The 20,860-nt window shown below is 74.2% G+C and carries 15 protein-coding genes; 13 read left to right on the top strand and 2 right to left on the bottom strand.

Features of this window, described 5'->3' with window-relative positions:
* The first annotated feature begins 216 nt into the window (after positions 1-216).
* From SCWH03_RS13245 to SCWH03_RS13225, 5 genes are all read left to right on the top strand, one after another.
* Complete coding sequence (locus tag SCWH03_RS13245) at positions 217-4,557, top strand: tubulin-like doman-containing protein (protein WP_254076737.1); 4,341 nt, start codon at positions 217-219, stop codon at positions 4,555-4,557.
* The gene (locus SCWH03_RS13240; protein WP_173264383.1) at positions 4,554-7,133 is read left to right on the top strand and encodes a hypothetical protein; all 2,580 of its coding nucleotides are present in this window, start codon (positions 4,554-4,556) and stop codon (positions 7,131-7,133) included. Before SCWH03_RS13245 ends, SCWH03_RS13240 begins: the two co-directional genes overlap by 4 nt.
* Before the next feature lie 175 nt (positions 7,134-7,308).
* Positions 7,309-9,504, top strand: coding sequence for a serine/threonine-protein kinase (locus tag SCWH03_RS13235; protein WP_254076736.1), 2,196 nt, complete (start codon positions 7,309-7,311; stop codon positions 9,502-9,504).
* On the top strand, positions 9,497-11,995 hold the full coding sequence (locus SCWH03_RS13230) for a hypothetical protein (protein ID WP_173264382.1): 2,499 nt from the start codon (positions 9,497-9,499) through the stop codon (positions 11,993-11,995). Before SCWH03_RS13235 ends, SCWH03_RS13230 begins: the two co-directional genes overlap by 8 nt.
* 375 nt (positions 11,996-12,370) lie before the next feature.
* Complete coding sequence (locus tag SCWH03_RS13225; protein ID WP_173264381.1) at positions 12,371-12,832, top strand: DUF6344 domain-containing protein; 462 nt, start codon at positions 12,371-12,373, stop codon at positions 12,830-12,832.
* 314 nt (positions 12,833-13,146) lie between these two features.
* On the opposite strand, the gene SCWH03_RS13220 is transcribed toward SCWH03_RS13225, so the two are convergent.
* Entirely contained in the window at positions 13,147-13,893 is a 747-nt protein-coding gene (locus SCWH03_RS13220; protein WP_254076735.1) for a DUF5324 family protein, read from the bottom strand.
* 211 nt (positions 13,894-14,104) lie between these two features.
* Between SCWH03_RS13220 and SCWH03_RS13215 the strand changes: the two genes are divergently transcribed.
* Positions 14,105-14,638, top strand: coding sequence for a peptidylprolyl isomerase (locus SCWH03_RS13215; protein ID WP_173264380.1), 534 nt, complete (start codon positions 14,105-14,107; stop codon positions 14,636-14,638).
* A gap of 130 nt (positions 14,639-14,768) precedes the next feature.
* On the top strand, positions 14,769-15,668 hold the full coding sequence (locus SCWH03_RS13210) for a rhomboid family intramembrane serine protease (protein ID WP_173264379.1): 900 nt from the start codon (positions 14,769-14,771) through the stop codon (positions 15,666-15,668).
* A gap of 310 nt (positions 15,669-15,978) precedes the next feature.
* On the opposite strand, the gene crgA is transcribed toward SCWH03_RS13210, so the two are convergent.
* Entirely contained in the window at positions 15,979-16,236 is a 258-nt protein-coding gene (gene crgA, locus SCWH03_RS13205) for a cell division protein CrgA (protein WP_173264378.1), read from the bottom strand.
* A gap of 141 nt (positions 16,237-16,377) precedes the next feature.
* Between crgA and SCWH03_RS13200 the strand changes: the two genes are divergently transcribed.
* Genes SCWH03_RS13200 through SCWH03_RS13175 form a run of 6 tightly spaced genes read left to right on the top strand, consistent with a single transcriptional unit; the run spans position 16,378 to position 20,769 of the window.
* A complete protein-coding gene (locus tag SCWH03_RS13200; RefSeq protein WP_173264376.1) occupies positions 16,378-17,145 on the top strand; it encodes a DUF881 domain-containing protein in 768 nt (255 codons plus the stop codon).
* A gap of 17 nt (positions 17,146-17,162) precedes the next feature.
* Positions 17,163-17,951: a class E sortase gene (locus SCWH03_RS13195; RefSeq protein ID WP_173264375.1), complete on the top strand. Its 789-nt coding sequence runs from the start codon at positions 17,163-17,165 to the stop codon at positions 17,949-17,951.
* Between the two features lie 57 nt (positions 17,952-18,008).
* Complete coding sequence (locus SCWH03_RS13190) at positions 18,009-18,170, top strand: hypothetical protein (protein WP_173264373.1); 162 nt, start codon at positions 18,009-18,011, stop codon at positions 18,168-18,170.
* Positions 18,167-18,805 (top strand): aminodeoxychorismate/anthranilate synthase component II, encoded by a 639-nt coding sequence (locus SCWH03_RS13185; RefSeq protein WP_173264371.1) that lies wholly within the window; start codon positions 18,167-18,169, stop codon positions 18,803-18,805. The genes SCWH03_RS13190 and SCWH03_RS13185 overlap by 4 nt, the downstream gene beginning before the upstream one ends.
* Complete coding sequence (locus SCWH03_RS13180; protein WP_173264369.1) at positions 18,802-20,034, top strand: class E sortase; 1,233 nt, start codon at positions 18,802-18,804, stop codon at positions 20,032-20,034. The genes SCWH03_RS13185 and SCWH03_RS13180 overlap by 4 nt, the downstream gene beginning before the upstream one ends.
* A gap of 54 nt (positions 20,035-20,088) precedes the next feature.
* Positions 20,089-20,769: a class E sortase gene (locus SCWH03_RS13175; RefSeq protein ID WP_173264368.1), complete on the top strand. Its 681-nt coding sequence runs from the start codon at positions 20,089-20,091 to the stop codon at positions 20,767-20,769.
* The last annotated feature ends 91 nt before the right edge of the window (positions 20,770-20,860 follow it).

The following is a 20,860-nucleotide window of genomic DNA, read 5'->3' as shown; positions in this document are numbered from 1 at the left end:
CGCGGACCGGCACCGGGACTGGCACCGGCACCGGCACCGGAACGCCGCGGACCGGCACCGGCAGAGGCACCGGGACCGGCCCGGCACACCAGCACACCGCGCCACCGCGGACCCGGTGGCGCGGACCCGGTGCGGCAGAACCACCGAACCACCGACCCACCGAACCACCACGGAACCACCCGGCCGTCGAGGCGGCCGTCAGCGGGGAGGAAACCAATGAAGATCTTCCAGCCGATGCTCTTCGTCGGCCTGGGCGGGACCGGCGGACTGGTCGGGGCCGAACTCGAACGCAGACTCCGTGCCGAACTGTGCGGCCCCGACGGCACCGCGCTCAGCCATCTGAGCGGCCACGCCCCCTACCAGCTGCCCGAGTGCCTGCAGTTCGTCTACGCCGACTACAGCGAGTCCGACCTCCAGCGGCTGCCGCAGTTCAACGTCGACCCCTCGCTGCGCGCCGCCTACGCCCACACCTCGCGCGCCACCCACAACCTGCTGCCGAACTTCGACAGTTCGCCCGAGGTCACCAAGATGCTCCGGGCGAGCCTGCGGGAGGAGGTCGCCGACTGGCTGCCGCCGCGCATCGGCGAGCCCAAGGTCACCCCCCTGCACAACGGCGCGGGCCAGCTCCCCACCGTGGGGCGGGCCGCGCTCTTCGCCACGCTCCGGCACAGCCTCGCCCCCGTGCTCGAGCCACTCCTCCAGGCCATCGACGCGATTGCCCGGTCGGCGGGCGCACTCAGCGAGTTCGGCGGCGGGAAGGTCAGCGGCTGCGAGGTCTTCGTCGCCTTCTCCGTGGCCGGCGGCACCGGCGCGGGGATCTTCCTCGACTATCTGCACCTGATCAACCACGCCTTCCAGATGCGCCGGTTCAACGGCGTGAAGATCTACCCGCTCGTCGTCATGCCGTCCTCCTTCTCCTCCTCGTCGGGCGGCGGACGGGAGGCGGATCTCAACGCGGCCCGCGCGCTGGTCGACCTGTTCCGCCTGGTCGACATGCAGAACGCGCCCACCGAGGGCGCCGAGATCGGCGACCTGGAGCACGACGGCGGCATCGGCATCCGCTATCCCGGCACCATGCCCATCCGGCTGCGCACCGGCATCCTGCCGACCGCGTTCCTCTTCAGCCCCACCGCGGGCATCCGCCAGGACGACCTGCGGCGCTCCATCGTCTCGCTGGTGATGTCGCTGATCGGCACCGAGCTCGGCGACGGCCGCTCGCGCGGCAGGACCATGGCCGCCGACGACGACCACCAGACCTTCGCCGCCAGCTTCATCAACCGCGGGGTGCACCGCAGCGCGGTCTCCCCCACCGGCATCGGCAGGCAGGGTGTCTCCACCAGTCTGGTGGCGTCCATGACCGCGCCCATGGACCAGCTCGCCGACCTGGTGGCCGGCCGGCTGCTGCGCCGGGCCGTCACCGACCTGCTGGAACGGCCGCGCGCGGCGCTCCGCGACGACGCGGTGCCGCTCGTCCGGCGGCTGTTCGCCGACGCCGGCCTCGAGGGGCTGTGGGAGCGCAGACAGCTCGACGTGCCCGACCCCGATCCGCTGCCGCGCGGCGGCCGGGCGATCGAGGCGGCACTCGGCGAGCGCCTCGGCGACATGCAGCGGCTGCTCTCCGACCTGCAGACCATCGCCATCCGCGAGACCACCGCCATGGCCGATCGCTTCGCCCCGCGGCCCGCGGTCGACAAACTCCTCCAGAGCGTCGACCCGTTCGCCGCCGAACGCCTCGTCAAGGGCGTGCCGGACAGCGACGAGGCCATCGCCCGCGCCGGGTTCCTCGGGATGCTGGGCGCCCGCGCCCGCGCCCCCCAGCGGCCGCCGGGCGTGACCGACCAGCCGCCCAAGGTCCCGCGGATCAAGGGCCGGCTGGCCGGGATGTCCCCCGCCCGCTGGGGCGACGACGATGTGCGTGCCGCCCTGCACGAGCAGGACACCTGGTACCGCTGGCGGTGCCACGCGGTCTGGCACGAGGCGTGGCGCGAGCAGCAGCAGCGCTGGCAGTCGCAGGCGGACGCCGCGGGGGCGGACCTCGGCCGGCTGGTCAACGGCTTCGTCAAGCACGCCGAGCGGGAGCGCAAGGTCTCCGCGCAGAAGGGCCTCGAACTCTACGAGGACCGCACCGGCATCTCGTACCTGCTGCCGCCGCAGCGCACCCTCAACCACTTCTACGAGGACGTGGTCACCCGGCTCGTCCGCCGGGAGGGGCTGCGTGAGACGGAGGCGGAGGACGCCCTGCTGCTCCGGATGATCGACGGCGACGCCTGGCGCGCCGTCCACACCCTCAGCCGCCGGAACCCCGACGGCGCGGTCGCCTCCGTCAAGGCTCAGCTGGAAGGGCGGATCACCCGGCTCTTCGCGGAGAGCGGCGAGCACCTGGAGGAACGGCCGCTGCTGCCGGCGATGGGCACCCTGCTCGCCGCGGCGGCGGGTGACGGCGACGCCGCCGAGCAGGTCAGCAAGGAGGCGCTGGAACTGTTCGGGCGGAAGCTGACCGGGCTGCTGCCGGTGGGCTTCACCCCGGAGGGCACCGGACCGCTGCGGGTGCTGGTCACCTACCCGCGGGTGCAGGCGGTCGAGGAGGTGCAGGAGTACCTCGGCAAGACCCTCCAGCTCCCGTCGGACGCCAGGAACTCGGTGCAGTACCAGGGGGTGGAGAGCGACTCCGTGACCGTGGTGCTGTTCCGGAGCGAGATGAGCCTCACCCAGGTGCCCGAGGCCCGGAAGGTGCTGCGGCAGTGGGCCAGGGCCAAGGACTCCGAGCAGGCCCACGACGTGCTGCGCTGGCGCCAGCGCCTCGGATACCGGGACAGCTGGATGGTCAGCTGCGAGGAGGAACGGCGCGTCATCCTGCACCGGCTGCTGTGCTGTATGTGGAACGGGCAGGTCGATGTACTGGACGGCGCGACGGCGTCCCCCGGACGGGTCCGGCTGCGGCTCTTCCCGGAGCGGGGCGCCCAGGTGCCCGGGGTGCGGCTGAGCCTCGGGGACTACCCCGGCGGCGTGTCGAGCTGGGCGGAGCTGCTGCGCAGCTACGAGCGCTGGACGGTGCTGGACGACGAGCGCACGGTGGAGGACTACTGCCGTGGACTGATGGGCGCCCAGCCCGGTGGCCTGGCCCGCAACGGCAGCGAGCCGCATCCGCTCTTCGTCGAACTGGTGGAGGGGATCGCGCCCCGCCAGCTCGAACTCCTCGCCGAACGGCGGGAGGCCGGCGGCGAACGCGTCGAGGGATGGGTGCGCCCGCTCTGGGAGTTCTGGCAGGAGACGCTCCCGGCCGCGCTCGACGTCGAGTTCGGCGACCAGCGGGCACTGCAGCCGACCCTGCGCACCCTGCTGGAGCACGTGCGCGGCGGCACCCCCGCGGCCCGCCGGACCAACGGCCGGGAGGTGCCGGGACGGCGCCGACCGGAGGACGACGACTTCGGCACCGCGTCGCGCACCCCCGCGGGTGCCGCGTCCGGCCGCAACGAGGTGTACGAGTCCGCCGCCGCCCGCGGCACCCGGGGCGGCGGCGGGGACGCCAACGGGTACGCCCCCGGATACGACGACGCCGGGTACGCCCCCGGATACGGCGGACACGACCGGGGCGGCGCCCGCGGCATGCGCGGCGTGGGCGGCGTGCCGCGCCGGGGGGCGGAACCGGCCGCTCGCGACGGCGGGTCCCGGGGCGCCCGGGAGGATGGCGACGGGGCGTGGGGAACCCGGCCCGGCGCCGAGGACACCCCGGGCGTCCGGGACGGCCTCCGCACGGCGTCCGGGTACCGCTCCGGGGGCGGGGACCGCCACCTGGCCGAGGACCGCTCCGCAGATGACGGGGAGTCCCACGGAGCCGGGTACCGCGGGGGCTCCGGCGACCGCCATGCACCCGGCCCCCGGGGCACCGGAGGCCGGGAGCGGGAGGAGGACCACACCCACGGCTTCCGTACCGGTCACGCCACCGCGCGGGCGGATGACGACGACGACGGCGGCGGCGGGTGGGGTGCCAGGCCCGAGGACGACGGGGCGTTGGATACCCGGCCCGAGGTCGACGGCGGGTGGGGTGCCCGGCCCGAGGACGACGCCCGGCCCCTCGCATCCTCCGGTGCGGAGCACGACCCGCGCCGACGCCCTGCCCCGGGCGACGGGGAGGACGCCCAGGGAGCGGACGACCGGATCGGCCGCACGGCGGACCGGCATGGTGGCACCGACCGCCACGGTGACACGGGGCGCCATGGTGACGCCGGCCGCCGCGGCGGGCCGTGGGGTCAGGACGTCCCCGGCCTCGGCGTCCCGGACGACGAGTTCGGCACCCGCGGCGCCCCCCGGGACGACGGGCGACGTGGTGAGGCCCCCCGCGTCGCGGCCGGACACCCGGACGGCGACTCCTGGAGCTCCTGGACCGGTTCGCACGACGCCGAGCGGCCCGAGCGCCATGGCGACGCCGAGCGGCCCGAGCGGCCCGAGCGCCATGGCGACGCCGAGTGGCCCGAGCGCCACGGCGACGCGGACCGGGACGGCCTCCGCAGTCCCTCCCACGGCCGCCGTGCCCCCTGGGACGGTGATGCGGAGTGATCCCCCCCGAGGACTTCGGCGCCGTCGTCCACCTCGATCTGCGCGCCGGGGCGGCCGAACTCGACTCCGCACCGGCCCTGCGCGGCAAGGTCGCCCGCCAGCTCGGCCGCGCCGGCCTGCCGGAACCCGACCACCCGCTGTTCCTGGTCGTCGACACCCCGGCCGGACTGACCGACCACCGCCGCCAGTACGAGTTGCTCACCGCCTACCGCGCGCCCGGCGAGGTCAGGATGCTCGTGCTGCTTGTCGGCAGCGCGCCCGGTTCCTACGCAGGCGAGGACGAGGCGTTCCAGCCCGACCGGCGGCTGATCCGCCCGTCCGTGCTGAGGGCCTCCGGCGTCGCCGTGCTGTGGGCGGGGGATCTGCGGTCGGCGCGCACGGCCCTTGAGCAGCTCCCGGCCGACGACCCGGACGCGCTCGCGGTCCTGGTGGACGTACTGTCGGTGCCGGACGTGTTCCTGCGCGTCCTTCAGGACGCCAGGGCGCTGCCCGACGCCGTCGCCGCGCTCGGCGTCCGGCTGCTGGAGCAGGACCTCCCGCCGGACGTGCGGGAACGGGCCTGGCGGGACGCGCTCACCCGGTTCGCGGGCGTGGACCGCGAACCCGCGGCGCCGGCTCCGGGGGCCGTGCTCTCCGGTGCCGAACTCCCGGACCCGCTGCGGGGACTGGTCGCCGGGCGCGGCGGGCGCGAGGTCCACCACCGCATTCCGGGCGGGCCGGCGGACCGGGCGTACCACGACACCGCCCGGGCCCTGGAGCAGGCCGAGCAGGACGCGGCCGCGCTCCGGTCCCTGCCCGGGCTGCTCGGCCGTACCCGGCGGGCCGCCATGGAGGACCATCTGGACGAGGCGCACCGGGCGGTCGACGCCTACCGCGAGCTGGTCGCCGCGGCCCTGCGGAGCGACGGCGGTTCGGATGCCGTCCCCTCGGCGGCGGAGTCCGCGAGCCGGCTCGCCGCGCTGGGGCTCCACGTTCCCGCGGCCGCCGGTGTGGGCGACCGGATCGGTGAAGGACTGCGGGAGTACGCCGTCGGGCTGCTGGACCGGGGCCTCGCCCTGCGGGCCGTGGCACAGCGCTTCACCGCGCTGGCCGGGCAGGTGGAGCCGGTGCCGGGCAGCACGCTCCTGCCCCGCCTCGCCGTCCACCCGGCAGGGCGGGCGCCCGGCCGGGTCGCCGCCCGCCCGGCCGACCCGGTGCCGCCGCGGGCCGCCGGGGCGACGGCCGCGGCTGCTCTGGCCGGCCTGCTCGGCGGCGTCTGGCAGGGGTTCGCCGCTGCCCTGGCGCTGCTGGTCCCGGTCCTCTTCGCGGTCGCGGCACTCTGCGGCGCGTCCCGGCTGCGGGACGGGTCGGCGCCTCGCAGTGCCGGCCGCGCCCTGCGCGGGCCGGCCGTCGCCGCGGTGTGCGGGGCGGCCGCAGGCGTCGCGGTGGCCTTCGCGGTCGGCGCCCCGCCCTGGGTGGGGCTCGCGGGCCTGCTGGTCGCGGCCGGCGTCACCGTGGAGTGTGTGCGGCGGCTGTGGCGCGCGGCCGCCGGGGCCTGGGTCGGCGGGCAGGGAGCCGCCGAGCTGCGCGAGGCCCTCGACGGGCTCGACGGTCTGCTGGCGCGGCTGGTGCGGGAGCACTGGGCGGCCGAGGAACGGCTCTACTGCGCGGATGCCGCGCGGTCGGTCGCGGGCATGCTGCGGGCCACAGCGGCGGCGGCCGAGGCCGAGGCGCTGCCCGAGCCGAAGCGCGGGGACCGCGCCGTCTCGGAGCCGTGGGCCGACGACGACTGGCTGACGAGCGCGTCCGCCCTGGAGGCCGGCGACATGGGCTATGCCGATGACGCTGACGGGGCTGACGACGCGTGGGCACTCGCGTTCGCCGCGGACGAGGCCTCCGGCGGAGCGGCCGAGGGGCCGTCCGTGCCGCGGCCTGCGGCCCGTGCCGAGCCCTGGGACCAGGGGCCGGCGCGTGTTCCGCGCTGGCTGCACCGGGAGACCGGCGAGGGCGGCCCCGACCTCGTCGCCACCCTCGCAGGCGACCTGACCGACGCCGTGCTGGTCGCGATGGACTCGTACTGGGGCGCGGTGGAGCGCGGCCAGGCCGGTGCCCTGGCCCATGCCCTCCGCACCGAGGAACGGGTGCGCGACCTGCTTTCCGCCGCCCGGGCCCACCTCCGGCGCAACGGGGTGCTCGCCGCGCCTCCGTTCGCCGCGCCCCACCGGTCACGGGCCGGTTCGGCGAGCCTGCTGGGGACCGACCCGCACCGGGTGGCCGGCCTGGTCGGCGCCGACGCCGCCCGGGGCGCCGTCGTGCAGCTCTCCTCCCCCGAGCAGGGCGCCCTGCTCAGCCGCGACCCGTCCGCCGCGATCTGGCTGCGGTTCGCCCCGGACGCGGTGCGGGGCGAGGTGGAGACCCAGTGGCGCACGAACGGCTCCGGTCAGGTCGAGGACCCGCTGTGGACGTCGACCGGACGGTATGCGGGGCTGATCCGGCTCACTCCGCTGCGCATGGGTGTCGTGGACACCGTCCGTCCCCGGCACACCGACGGCGAGGACCCGGACAGCCACGCGTGGGAGGACGCCGACGCATGGTGACCCGCCCCCGGCCCCCCGGCCGCGTGCCCGCGGCGCTGCCGGGCCCGCCGGCGTCCGGCGCCCGCGGCCTCACGGCCTCCTGCAACCCGCCTGTCCGGTGCCGCCGGCGCCCGGACAGGCACCCGCCCGTGTCCGGCCCTGTGCCGCCCGATGTACGAGAGGACGGCGACGGCTGGTGACCAGCACCTCGCGCCCCGATCCGGCAGATCAGCCGCACCACACCCGGCGGACCACCCTCGCGTTCACCGATCCGTCCGGTAGACGCCGTACCGCCGCGGCCGTCTTCGGGCCCGAGAACCGCCGCGACCCGCTGCTGCCGCATCGAATCCGCAACGGCGTTCTCGAGCGGCCGGAGCGGTCAGAGCGGTCAGAGAAACGGGAGGACCTCCAGGACCTCCAGGACCTCCAGGAACGGAGAAAGGCGGGAGGCGGGGGCCACCGCTGCGTACAGGTCCGGCTGTCGGCCCCGGAGGCCGTCGTCCCCGCCGCGCGCGCCCTGCTGGACACGGAGGTCGGCACGGCGCTGCACCTGCACCGGGTGTTCGACGGCACCCCGTACGCACAGCACTTCCCGGCGATCATCGGCCATGAACTCGACACGGCCGAGCCCTATGTGCTGTACGAGGCGCCGCGCGGCCGGCCGGCGGCGCGCACCCATGTGATCTCCGCGACCGACCAGCGGGTGATCGCCCGCGACCTGATGCTGGCCATCTGCCTGCTGGAGGGGCAGGGCCTGGTCCCCCGGGGGATCTCCCCCGCGACCGTGCTGTGGGATGGCACGGCGGTGCAGCTGTGGGGGCTGGAGGCGGTGGACCGGGTCGGCCGGGCGCGCGGCCGCTGGGGCCGTGCGCCGTACTGCTCCCCCGAACAGCGGCTCGGCGAGGGGACGGTGGACCCGCGGGACGCCGTCTGGAGCGCCGCGCAGGTGCTCTACCAGCTCGTGACCGGCCGGCCTGGTCGTACCGACGGCGCCCCTGCCGACCTCGGCGAGCACCGGATGCTCGCCGAGACCCTGCGCGGCGCGTTCACACCCCGGGCATCGGACCGCCCGTCCCCCGCCCGGCTGCTCGAACTGCTCGCCCCCGGTGAGGCTCGTCGGGCGCAGCTCGGGGTGCCCTCGGAGGAACCACCGGGCCACGCGGCGGCGTTCGAGCACGCCCTGCTGCTCAAGCGGCAGGCGCCGCCCACCGAAGCGGCCGGTGCCGGGCCGCCGGCACAGGGCGAGGTGCTCTGCCCCTACTGCCTGGAGACCATCCGGCTCGATCTCGGCGAACTGTACGAGACGGACAGCCGGATGCAGTACCAGCGGATGGACCCCTCCCGGCACCTGCACAACTCCCGGGTGCTCGCGGACGTCATGCGGGTCGCCGTCCAGAAGTGCACGGCCGACCCCGGTTTCCCCGACCACTACATCCCGGTCCCCTATCTGACGAACGGCCGGCCGCTCACGGTCGCCATGGTCGGACAGTCGACCACCGGCAAGAGCCATCTGCTGACCCAGATGATCGCCGAGATCACGGACGGCGGACTCGAGCCCTTCGGGCTCAAGTGGCAGTCGGTCAACCCGGAGCAGCACGCCCGCTTCGTCCGGGAGCGCGTCCAGCCGCTGCGCAACGGCAGGGTGCTGGAGCACACCGGCGGCATCGGCGACGGCTTCGCCCGCTTCGTCGAGTCCCTGCTCATCACCGATGCGGGCGGCCAGGTCCGCCCCGTGGCCTTCTTCGACCTCGGCGGCGAGGACCTGGTGCGCACCGATTCCGCGCTCCGGTTCCTGCTGGGCGTCGACGCGATGGTCTTCGTCGTCGATCCGGCACTCGCGCTGCCGCTGCCGCACCTGGACCACGCACGCGAGCGCTGGGGCCTGGAGGTGAACCGGGACGGTGACCTGGCCTTCGGCACGGTGCTCGACCGCCTCCCCAAGAACGGCGCCTATCTGGACGTGGCCGCCGCGATGGTCCTCGGCAAGGCGGACCTTCTGCGGTTCCACCCGCCGGTCGACCGGTGGCTCGCCGAACCGCCCGCCACCCGTCTCGACCCGGCCAGGACACGGCGGGAGAGCCGCGACGTCCACGGCCTGCTGCGGCAGCACGCCGGACAGGCGTGGCTGCGGCCCTTCGACACGATCCGCCGCTGCACCCTGCACGTGGCCTCGGCGACCGGCGGTCAGGAGGACCACGGGCGCTTCCCCCCGGGCACCCGGCCCCGCCGGGTGCTGGAACCGCTGCTCTCGCTGTTCGCGATGCACGGGCTCCTCGACGTACCGGGCGGGCCCGAAGCGCTTGCGGTGGGGACGGAGCCGGCGTTGGAGGCGGTGCCGCGGCAGGAAGCCGGACGGACCGCGCGGGGCGGGAAGGGGCAGCGGGATGAGTGACGTCCGGGGGGAACGCGGGCCGCTGCACGGCGGGGCGGAGGATCCGCCGGTGGACCAGATGGTCTTCCGGTGGGGCGGCAACCGTGGACGCCAGGGCACGGGGATGACGGCCGTCGCGTCCTCCTGCCCGGCCGAACGTGCCGAGGAGATCGGCCGCGAACTGGGCTCCCTGCTCTGGATGACGGGCTCGGACGAGCCGCGCCCCAGCGTGGTGCGGACGATCCGGCCGGACGGCGAGGTGATGCTGGTCCAGCGGTGGCCCACCACCGACGCGGTGGGCCGCCGGTCGACCGTCAGCCATGTGCTGGTGGGACCGGGCGGGGTGCTCAAGACCCGGCTCTGCCTGGGTCTCGCCCACCAGGGCTGGGGCGGGCGTTCCCAGGCCGAGCAGGTGTCGGGCCGACTGGGCCCGGTGCCGGTCGCCGGCCTGCGGAACCTCGCGCTGCCCCGTCTCAGCTGGATGGAGGGCCGGTTGGCGGAGGTGGAGCAGGCCCTGGTGCTGGTGGCGGCCGCGTGGCTGCGGGACCCGGGTATCCGGGTGTCGCTCCTGGTGGACGGCTCCCGGCCGCCCGGCTGGCCGGACCGCGAGTCGGCGCCCCTGGTCCACCTGGGGCTCTTCATGCTCTTCCAGAACTGGCTGCCGGCACGCTGGACCTTCGCCACCCATGACACGGTCGACTCGCATCCGCTGCTGCTGACCTGTGTGCCGCGCTGGGATCCCGACGGCGGCGGTGCCGGGCCGCTCGCCCGGCTGGCGGCGGGCCGGGGGACGGGTGCGGAGGGCCCGGAGCACGACCTCGCGGCCCGGCTGGTGGCCGGGCTCCTGGTGCCCTCGCCACGGGACGCGACCGGCCCGGCCCTCGCCCGGCTGCTGCCCAGGGGGGCTCGGCTCGGCCGGGAGCAGCGGCTCGCGCTGCTCCGGGACGTCCTCGAGGAGGGGCCCCGTCCCGCCGGCCCCCCGGCCCCGGGTCCTGCCGCGGTTCCGAGGGCCCGTCAAGGCGCCCTCCGGGAACCGGCTGCCGGGCAGCCGGTCGGGGCTTCGGATCGGGACGGGCGGCGGGAGGACGGAGTACGGCGGGACCGGGAGGCGCTCCCTGCGGTGGACGGCGGTGCACGGGATCCCGGCCCGCCGCGCCCCGTCCGGACCGCGGGTCGGGGCGGGGACCATCACCGCGACCGTGACCGTGACCGTGACCGGGATGGGGCGCAGAGGATGCCCCAGGGCCCGCAGCGTTCCGGACTGTTCGAAGGACCCTCCGACGGGTCGGCCCCGCCTTCGGGGCAGCCGCGGCACCTGCCGCAGGAGTCGCCGTCCGGCCTCGGACGGGTGCCGGGCCACGTCCAGGCCGATGCGCCGGCGGGCCGTGCGGGGACCCACGGGCCCTGCCGGGCGCAGGCGGGCCAGGTGTGGGGCCACGCTCCGTCCGGGCCGCCCGCCACGCCGATGCGTGAACGGCTCTGCGAGGCCCTGGGCCTGCCCGGCACCCCCGGGCCCGCCGAGCTGGTCGCCGCCGCTGCCGACGAGGACCTGCTGGACGAACTACGGTGCCCCGCGCACCCGATGGACACCGTCTTCGACCTGCTCGACGAACTCGTCGAGCGGCTGTGCACGAGCCGCCTGGGCGCGGCGGCCGGCGACGAGCTCTGCACGGAGGTGCTGCGCAGCGGGCTGTACCTCGAGCCGGCGGACCGCTCCTGGCGGGGCGAACCGGCCGCCGCAAGCCAGAGGGAGGCCCGGGCGGCCGAGTTGTTCTCGCTGGTGGTCGGCCCGCGGGCGCGCGACCCCCGCCAGCGGGAAGCCCTGGGGTCACTCGCGGCGCGCATCGAAGGGAATCCGTGGTCGTCGCTCGGCGAACTGCTCGGAGTCCTGCTGCTGGACTCTCCGCCGGAGGAGACCCCCGATCTGCCGCCCGTCCTCTGGCAGGCACTCCTCCGCGACGCCGACCGCCGCATCGCGACACCGGCCCACGGCTCCACCCCGGGTCCGGCCCACTCGGCGGCCCCGGCCCACCCGGCCCACTCGGCGGCCCCGGCCCACCCGGGCCAGCCGGCGGCCCCGGCGGCCCCGGTCTCGGCGCCCCCAGCGCCGTCCGCCCGGCCCCCGCGCGCTTCCGGGCAGCCCGCCGCACCGCGCCCCGCGCACCCCGGCGCGGTGAGCGCCCCCTCGGGCACCGGCCGTCCTGCCGGGCAGGCCGCGGGGCCCCCATCGGCCGGGTGTCCCGCGCTGCCCGCCGGATACGAGGCGGCGGGCGGGACTCCGTACGCCGCCGGAACGGCTCCGGAAGTACCCCCGCCGGGCCGGGAGCGCGCGGCGAACGGCGGTCCCGGGGGCCCGTCGCCGCCCGTCGCTCCGTCCCTCAGGGCGGCCCCGCCCCCCGCCCCGGCATGGCGATTCTGGGAGGGCGATGTGGTGGGCCCCGCCATCGTCGGGCTCCTGGTGATCGTCCTCATGGCCCTTGTGGTCTACCTGGTCCTCGCCCTCTCCGGGTGATCCGGCGCTGACGCATCGCTCCGTAGCTCCGTAGCTCCGTAGCTCCGGCGCCGCGGCGGCGGACCCGATGGCGGATCCGGCGGGGGCCGGAGGTCCCGGCGTCCGCGTCCGGAGCAGTGGGGGTGGTCCGTGTCGGGTTGCGGGTGAGGCGCCGCCGGGTTAGGCGCATCCCGCCCCCGTGAACGGGGCCGTTTCCGCAGGCGGGAAGGGGCGCGAGGCGCGTCGTCGGGGGTGGTGGCGGTTCACGGGGCGTAGGCCGCACGGGTGGTGTTCATCAGAAGATCCGCCGACCCGGTGCCGAGGTCCCACGATTTTCGGAGTGCGTCCACATCATGAAGAACGTATGTAAAACGCCCAATCCGAAAGCGAGGAGCCATGGCCGCCGTCAAGGTCACCTCTTTGTGGACCGCCTTCCTCTCCCTGATCGCCACCCTGCTCGGCTTCCTCGGGTTCACCCCTTCCACCAGGGCGGCAGCCCAGTCGGCCGGCCCGCGCCAGCCGGAGGGGCCCGCGGAGCGCAAGCCCACCGTCCCCGGCGCGCGGAGCGCGGGCAGCAGCGCGGTCGCGCACGAGCCCCCCGCCGGGGTGGCCCCGGCGCCGGCGGTTGCCGCGGGGACGTACGGGAGCCTCGCCATGCAGGGCTTCTGGCACCAGGTGGTGCGTCAGCGGACCCCTCGCGACCGCGCTCTACCGCCGACGATCAAGCAGCGGATCCGCGCCGAGGCCCACGGCGCCTCCCCCGCGGTCCGCAAGGTGCCCACCCTCGACGACCTGGCCGAAGCGCGTCGGGCGTCCTCGTACGCCGAGGACGAGGAACGCGTTCCGGCGTCGGCATGAGGCGCCGGGAGCCGCTCGGCCCGCCCGGCACCCGCTGTCCGATGGCACGCGCCGCCGGCGACGGCGCCCGTCACCCGGACCGCCGCGTACGGTGGCCGCACCGGTCGCCCGGTCGGACCGGGCCGGGGAATGCCGACCGGACCGGAAACGGCGCAGCCGACGGGGCACCCGCGCGGTCGGCTCCGGCCGGGAGCGCGAGCGCGACGACCGGGGACGACGCGAGCCTGACGACGACCGGGGACGGCCCAGCGGGCCCCGCGGGACGGCCGGTGGCAATCCGTCCCGGGAACGCCGGTGACGGACATGCCGGATCGTCAGCGGCGGTCCTCGCCGTCCGACCCGGACCCGGAACCTGATCCCGACTCCGGCCCCGACTCCGACTCCGGCCCCGAGCCCGATTCGCTCTCCGCCTGCTTGGCCTGGACGTCCGGGTCGAGTTCCGATCGATCGCTCCCGTCGACCGACGACAGCGGCCGGTTCGGGACCTCGGTCGCGGCGGGAGGTTCCACCAGCCAGTCCGGGTTGGTCTGCCTGTCCCACCACTTCCACACGGCGAACAGCCCCGCGGCGACGGCGCCGGCGACCACCGCGCCCTTCGCGGCGCGACCGCACTTCGCACGCCGCTCGTTCTTCCTCGCGAGCTTCCTGATGTCCTCGGCCGTGACCGAACCGCGCAGCGCGGCAAGGGCGGCCGCCGACCGGGCGACGGCCTCCTGCCCCACGGGCTGGGCCACCGCGACGGCGTGCTCGAGGCGCGGAGCCGTGTAGCAGGCCGCCTGGCGTGCGGCACTCCGGGTCATGACGGCGGCCCGGTGCGCCGCTTCGTCCACCTGCGGCGGCACATGCGGTGCGACATGGGACCTGTACTGGACCCGGGCCTGCCTGCGCGCCCGGCGCGCGGCCTTCCTCACCTTGGGCTCGAGGACGACACGAGCCTGGTGGGCGTAGATCGCGGCCTGGTCCCTCGCTGTGCCGGCGTATGGCGCCACCACGTCCGCGGCGTGCAGCACGCTCTCCTTGGTCGTGTCCGTCGCGGCGCGCACGCTGTCCATGCGGGTCACGGGATCCTCCTCCTCGGTGGCGTTCGCGGGCGTCCGGAGCGTCTGTCTGCCGCCCCGGCGAAGGCACCGTCCGCCTTGCCGCCCGTCTCGAAATCATGCCCGCCGGCGGCCGCCTCGGCATGCGGGACGGGCATCCGGGTCATTTTCCCCCTCAGCGGTCCTGCCATGGGAGGATCTGAGGACGTCAGAGAAGACTTACGGAAGGCACATCGTGGCCGAGCAGCTCCACGCCACCCTGAAGACCAACCACGGGGACATCGACATCCGGCTTCTGCCGAACCACGCGCCGAAGACGGTGAAGAACTTCGTCGAGCTCGCCACGGGTGGGCGGGAGTGGACCAACCCGGCGACCGGGAAGAAGTCCGCGGACAGGCTGTACGACGGCACCGTCTTCCACCGCGTGATCAGCGGTTTCATGATCCAGGGCGGCGACCCGCTGGGCAACGGCACCGGCGGCCCGGGCTACGAGTTCGCCGACGAGTTCCACCCGGACCTGGCCTTCGACCGGCCCTATCTGCTCGCTATGGCGAACGCCGGCCCGGGCACCAACGGCTCGCAGTTCTTCGTCACCGTGGCCCCCACCGCCTGGCTCACCCGCAAGCACACCATCTTCGGCGAGGTCACGGACAAGGCCAGCCGCAAGGTCGTGGACGCCATCGCGGAGGTGCCGACCAACCCGCGCACCGACCGGCCGCTCAACGACGTGGTGATCGAGTCCGTCGTGATCGAGACCCGTCAGGGCTGATCCCGCGGGTGCCGTTGGGAGATCGTCAGCGGAGTCCGGGTTCCGTACGGGAACCTTTGCGCCCCGCTCGTCCGTAAGACGAGCGGGGCGAAGCATTGCGCGGGAGCCCGCGCGGAGACGAGGGGACCTCATGGATCAGGTGCCAGGAAGCCCGGACCGGCCCCGGGCGGCACACGGGCTGCCGGGCTGCTACCGGCACCCGGGCCGGGAGACCGGTATCCGCTGCACCCGGTGCGAGCGGCCGATCTGCCCCGAGTGCATGGTCAGCGCGTCCGTCGGTTTCCAGTGCCCGGAGTGCGTGCGCACGGGCTCGGGGACCGGGCACGCCCCGTCCGCGAGCCGTCCCCGTACGATCGCCGGGGCCGAGGTCACCCGGGGGGACCCCCGCCTCGTCACCAAGATCCTGCTCGCTCTCAACGCCGCGGTGTTCCTCGCGGTGCTCGCCTCCCCGGCCCTCGCGGCGCAGCTGATTCTGATCGGGCGCGCCTTCGACCCCCAGCTCCAGGAACTGGTGGGAGTGGCCTACGGCGAGTGGTACCGCCTGCTGACCTCGGTGTTCCTGCACCAGCAGATCTGGCACATCGCCTTCAACATGCTGGGGCTCTGGTGGCTCGGCGGTCCGCTCGAGGCGGCACTCGGCCGGGTGCGCTATCTCGCGCTGTATCTGCTCTCCGGCCTTGCGGGGAGCGCGCTGGTCTACCTCCTGGCGGCGCCGAACCAGGGCGTGCTCGGCGCCTCAGGGGCGGTCTGGGGGCTGCTCGGCGCCACGGCCGTGCTGCTGCGGAGGCTCGACTACGACCTGCGTCCGGTGATTGCGCTGCTGGCGCTGAATCTGCTGTTCACCTTCACCATGCCCGGCATCTCCTGGGAGTCCCACGTCGGCGGACTGGTCGGCGGCACGGTGATCGCGTTCGGCATGGTGCATGCGCCTCGCGAGCGGCGGACCCTGGTGCAGGCCGGGGTCTGCGCCCTCATCCTGCTGGTATCCGTGGTGGCCATTGTGCTGAGGACCCAGTCGTTGCCCACCTGAGCGTGAGATTTCCCCACGGTTGTCCACAGCGCAGGGCGGATGGTTGTGCAATGTGTGGGGAACAGCTGTGCCCCCTGTCCCTGACCTGGGTAGACCTGGGATTCTTCGGAAGGGGCAGGGGGTGTGCCCGGCGGGTGGTCGTCGCTGGAACGGCCTCAGTGGTCACATCGGCGTCAACGGCCGGAGAGTTATCCACAGATCGTCTGACCTTTTCCTCATCTGTGGACGATGCTGTGGATAACTTGGCTGCGGGCGACCCGGGGGCAGAACGCGGCGGCGACCCCTCCGCCGGCGCCGCAGCCGGCCGCCGCTACTTCCACTGGGTGGAGACGGCGAAGCCGCCGGCGATGAAGCCGAAGCCGACCACGATGTTCCAGTTCCCGAGCGACCTCACGGGAAGCGATCCGTCGGTGACGTAGAAGACGACGATCCACGCCAGTCCGATCAGGAACAGCGCCAGCATCACGGGTGCAACCCAGCTGCGGTTGGTCAGCTTGATACTGGTCGCCTGCTTCGAGGACGGCGGGGGCGTGAAGTCGGCCTTCTTGCGGATACGTGACTTCGGCACGAGGGACTCTCCTGTCGATGCGCTGCGTGACCGCGCAGGGGAAACTCTGGCTGGCGCCGACGGGGGACGAGGGGGGACCTGTTCCTCCCCCGGGCGTCCGTTAGCGTAGTCCTTCCGCAGCGCCTGAAGGGTAAGGGTACGTTGAGCGATTCCACCGACCCCCGCGGTGGGCCGGTTGGCCACCCGAGGTGGCGACCGGTCCGCCTGCTGACCGCTGCGGTGTTCGCGCTCGCCGGAATGATCTTCGTCACCAGTTTCCACACGGCCAAGGGCACCAACCTCCGGACCGACGACTCCCTGCTGAAGCTCTCCGACCTGATCGAGCAGCGCGGCCACGAGAACGCCGAACTCGACCGGTCCACCTCGGCGCTCCGCGAGGATGTCGAGGCACTGGCCAGACGCGACGACGGCTCCACCGCGGCCGAGGACGCCAGGCTCAGGGCCCTCGAGGTGGCCGCGGGGACCGAGAAGCTCAGCGGCCGGGCGGTCTCCGTCACTCTCCATGATGCCCCTGCGAACGCCCAGGCGGCACCCGGCTACCCGGAGCCCCAGGCCAACGACCTCGTCATCCACCAGCAGGACCTGCAGGCCGTGGTCAACGCCCTCTGGCAGGGCGGCGCCCAGGGCGTCCAGGTCATGGACCAGCGGCTGATCTCCACCAGCGCCGTGCGCTGCGTGGGCAACACGCTGATCCTGCAGGGCCGGGTCTACTCGCCGCCGTACCAGGTCACGGCCGTCGGCGACCCGGACCGGCTCCAGGCGGCGCTGACCGCCTCCCCCGCGATCCAGAACTACCAGCTGTATGTGAAGGCGTACGGGCTGGGCTGGAAAGTCGACGAGCGGGAGACGGTGACTCTGCCCGGCTACTCGGGCACAGTGGATCTGCACTACGCCAAGCCCGCGCAGTAGCCCCCGGAGGCCGGCCCGTGTCGGTGCGACTGATCGTCCGGATACTCAGCGAGATCTGCGTCACCATCGGCGCCGTGATCGTGCTGTTCGCGGCGTACACGCTGTTCTGGACCGGAGTGGTGGCCGAAGACGCCGCGGACGGCGCTGTCGTCCGGCTCAGGCAGGAGTGGGCCCGGCTGCCGGCGGCGACCCGGCCGGGAGCCCCGGCCGCGCCCTCTGTGCCGGCCGCGCCCTCTGTGCCCTCTGTGCCCTCTGTGCCCTCCGCGGTGCCTCCGCCGCCGGTGCCCTCAGTGCCGGCCGTGCCGGATCACCCGCCGCGGACCGGGAAGCCGTACGAGAGCGGCAGGCCGTTCGCGATCATGTACATCCCGCGCTTCGGAGCGGACTGGGCCTGGCCGGTGCTCGAGGGCACGGACCCCGGGACGCTGCGGAAGGGACTCGGGCACTACGCGGGCACCGCCCGGCTCGGCGCGACGGGGAACTTCTCGGTCGCCGGCCACCGCCGCACCCACGGGGATCCGTTCAGGGACTTCCCGCGGCTGCGCCCCGGGGACGCCGTCGTCCTCGGCGACGGCACGACCTGGTTCACCTACCGGATACGCAACGAGCCGTACCGGACCGTGCCCGGCGATGTGGGAGTCGTCGACGCGGTACCCGTGAAGTCGGGCTTCGGCGGACCGGGCCGCTATCTGACCCTCACCACCTGCGACCCCGAGTGGGGCAGCAGCCACCGGCTGGTCGTGTGGGCGCGCCTCGACGCCGAGCAGCCGGTGACCCGCGGCGAGCCGGCAGCTTTCCACAGCTGACCCACAGGCCCCGTCCGCCCTTTAATCTGGTCCGGTAACGATAAGGAAAGGGACGGCATGTACGGCTGGATCTGGCGGCATCTGCCGGGCAACGCTTGGGTGCGGGCGCTCATCGCGCTCGTGCTGGCCCTCGCGGTCGTGTACGGGCTGTTCCAGTATGTGTTCCCCTGGGCGGAGCCCCTGCTTCCGTTCAACGATGTGACGGTGGACGGCCAGTGAGCGCGCGGATTCTCGTCGTCGACAACTACGACAGCTTCGTCTTCAACCTCGTCCAGTACCTCTACCAGCTCGGCGCGGAATGCGAGGTCGTGCGCAACGACCGGGTGTCCACGGCTCATGCCCAGGACGGCTTCGACGGTGTGCTGCTGTCTCCCGGACCGGGCGCGCCCGAACAGGCCGGGGTGTGCATCGAGATGGTCCGCCACTGCGCGGCCACCGGCGTACCCGTCTTCGGAGTCTGCCTCGGGATGCAGGCGATGGCCGTGGCCTACGGCGGGGTGGTCGACCGGGCGCCCGAACTGCTCCACGGCAAGACCTCGCCGGTGCGGCACGAGGGCAGGGGCGTGTTCGCCGGGCTGCCGTCCCCCTTCACCGCGACCCGCTACCACTCGCTGGCGGCGGAGCCGACGACCGTTCCTGACGAGCTGGAGGTCACGGCCCGCACGGAGGACGGCATCGTCATGGGGCTGCGCCATCGGCTGAAGCGGGTGGAGGGGGTGCAGTTCCACCCCGAGTCGGTGCTCACGGAACACGGCCATCTGATGCTGGCGAACTGGCTGGCGGAATGCGGTGACACGGGTGCGGTGGGCCGAGCGGCGGGGCTTGCGCCGGTGGTGGGCAAGGCCCTGGCGTGAGCGGCGAGGGGGGACCGCCGTGGTACCGCGCTCCGGAGGATCCCGCAGGGCGCGGGCCGCAGCGGTCCGCGCACCGGGAGCGGCCCGACCCCGGCGGGGACACCGGAGCGGCGGCTTACCGGGAGGACCGGTACGGGCAGCAGGCGCACCCCCAGACCGCCGAGGCCGCCGAAGGCGCCGAGGGGCAGGTCCGGTACCGGACCGGGACCGCGCCGGACTCCGGGTACCGGGCTCGGCCGGAGCCGGGTGCGGACCATCCCAACCATCCCACCGCGGTCGTGCCCTCGCCCTTCCTGCCCTCCGGGGGGTTCTTCCCGTCCGGTGGCGCGGGCACGGGGGAGCGGGCCCCTGTCACCGCCCCGTCGGAGCCCGGGCACCCGTTCGGGCAGCCGACCGGGCAGCCGACCGGGGGCCGCGCGGAGCGCCGCAAGGCCGCGAAGGCGCAGGGACGGGGCCGCAGGCGCCGGGCACCCACCGCGCCGCCGCCGGCGCCCAAACCCTCGCAGACGGGTGCCCCGCTCTCCCGTGTGGAGGCGCGCCGGGCCGCCCGGGCGGCCAAGGACAGCCCGGCCGTGATCGCCAGCCGCGCCTTCGGTGAGTTGTTCATCACCATCGGCGTGCTGATGCTGCTGTTCGTCACGTACCAGCTGTGGTGGACCAACATTCTGGCAGGCCAGCAGGCCAGCGCAGCGGCGAACAAGATCCAGGACGAGTGGGCGAAGGGCCGGGCCCCCGGCGCGTTCGAGCCGGGCCAGGGGTTCGCCATCATGCACATCCCCAAGCTGGACGTGGTGGTGCCGATCGCCGAGGGCATCGACAAACACGGGGTACTGGACCGGGGGTTGGTCGGCCACTACGCCGAGGGCAGGCTCAAGACGGCGATGCCCGAGGACCGCCAGGGCAATTTCGCGGTCGCCGGGCACCGCAACACCCACGGCGAACCGTTCCGGTACATCAACCGGCTCACCCAGGGCGACCCGATCGTCGTCGAGACGCAGGACATGTACTACACGTACGAGATGCGGAGCATCCTGCCGCAGACACCGCCCTCGAACATCGCGGTGATCGCCCCGGTCCCGGTCGGCTCCGGCTTCACCGGGCCCGGCCGGTACATCACGCTGACCACGTGCACGCCCGAGTTCACGAGTACCTACCGCATGATCGTGTGGGGCAAGATGGTCGACGAACGTCCGCGCAGCAAGGGCAAGCCGGACGCGCTCGTCGGCTGACGGACGGGCGCGGTCCGGACGACGGAAACAGCGACTGGAACAGGGACGGGTGCAGTGGCACGTGCGCGCAGCCGGATCGCCGGCGTCACCAGTGTCATCGGCGAGCTGCTGATCACCACGGGGCTGGTGCTGGCCCTGTTCGTCGTCTACTCGCTGTGGTGGACGAACGTCCTCGCCGACCGCGACGCCGAGGAGCAGGGCGAGCGCGTCCGCGACCGCTGGGCCGGGGGCCCCGGTGCGCTGGACACCAAGGACGGCATCGGCTTCCTGCATGTACCCGCCATGGGCAGCGGCGAGATCCTGGTCACCAGGGGGACCGACGCCGCGACGCTCAACCACGGCGTGGCGGGCTACTATCTCGACCCGATCAGGTCGGCACTGCCGTCCGACAAGCAGGGCAACTTCACGCTGGCGGCGCACCGCGACGGCCACGGTGCCAAGTTCCACAACATCCACAAGATCAAGACGGGTGACTCGATCGTCTTCGAGACCGTCGACACATGGTATGTGTACAAGGTCTTCAACGATCTCAAGGAGACGTCCAAGTACAACGTGGACGTGCTCCAGCCCGTGCCGAAGGAGTCGGGCAGGACGAAGCCCGGTCGCTACATCACGCTGACGACCTGCACGCCCGTCTACACATCCGACTACCGCTACATCGTCTGGGGCGAACTCGAGCGCACCGAGAAGGTCGACCGGGACCGTACCCCTCCGGCGGAGCTGCGGCAGTCGTGAAGGAGCAGGCCGGGGGCACGAGCCGCTGAGCCCGTGTCAGGGCTGCCGGGCCAGGGAGTCCTCGCCGGCACGGCTCCAGGGGACCGCGGCT

This window comes from Streptomyces pacificus, from assembly GCF_011766325.1.
In the GTDB taxonomy this organism is placed as follows: Bacteria; Actinomycetota; Actinomycetes; order Streptomycetales; family Streptomycetaceae; genus Streptomyces; species Streptomyces pacificus.
Note: the sequence above shows the minus strand (reverse complement) of the source record. Positions and strands in the feature narration are given on the sequence as shown.

Coding starts and splice junctions, on each gene's coding strand:
- SCWH03_RS13230 (WP_173264382.1), top strand. CDS start 9,497: ATGAGTGACGTCCGGGGGGAACGCGGGCCGCTGCACGGCGGGGCGGAG.
- SCWH03_RS13225 (WP_173264381.1), top strand. CDS start 12,371: ATGGCCGCCGTCAAGGTCACCTCTTTGTGGACCGCCTTCCTCTCCCTG.
- SCWH03_RS13190 (WP_173264373.1), top strand. CDS start 18,009: ATGTACGGCTGGATCTGGCGGCATCTGCCGGGCAACGCTTGGGTGCGG.
- SCWH03_RS13210 (WP_173264379.1), top strand. CDS start 14,769: ATGGATCAGGTGCCAGGAAGCCCGGACCGGCCCCGGGCGGCACACGGG.
- SCWH03_RS13245 (WP_254076737.1), top strand. CDS start 217: ATGAAGATCTTCCAGCCGATGCTCTTCGTCGGCCTGGGCGGGACCGGC.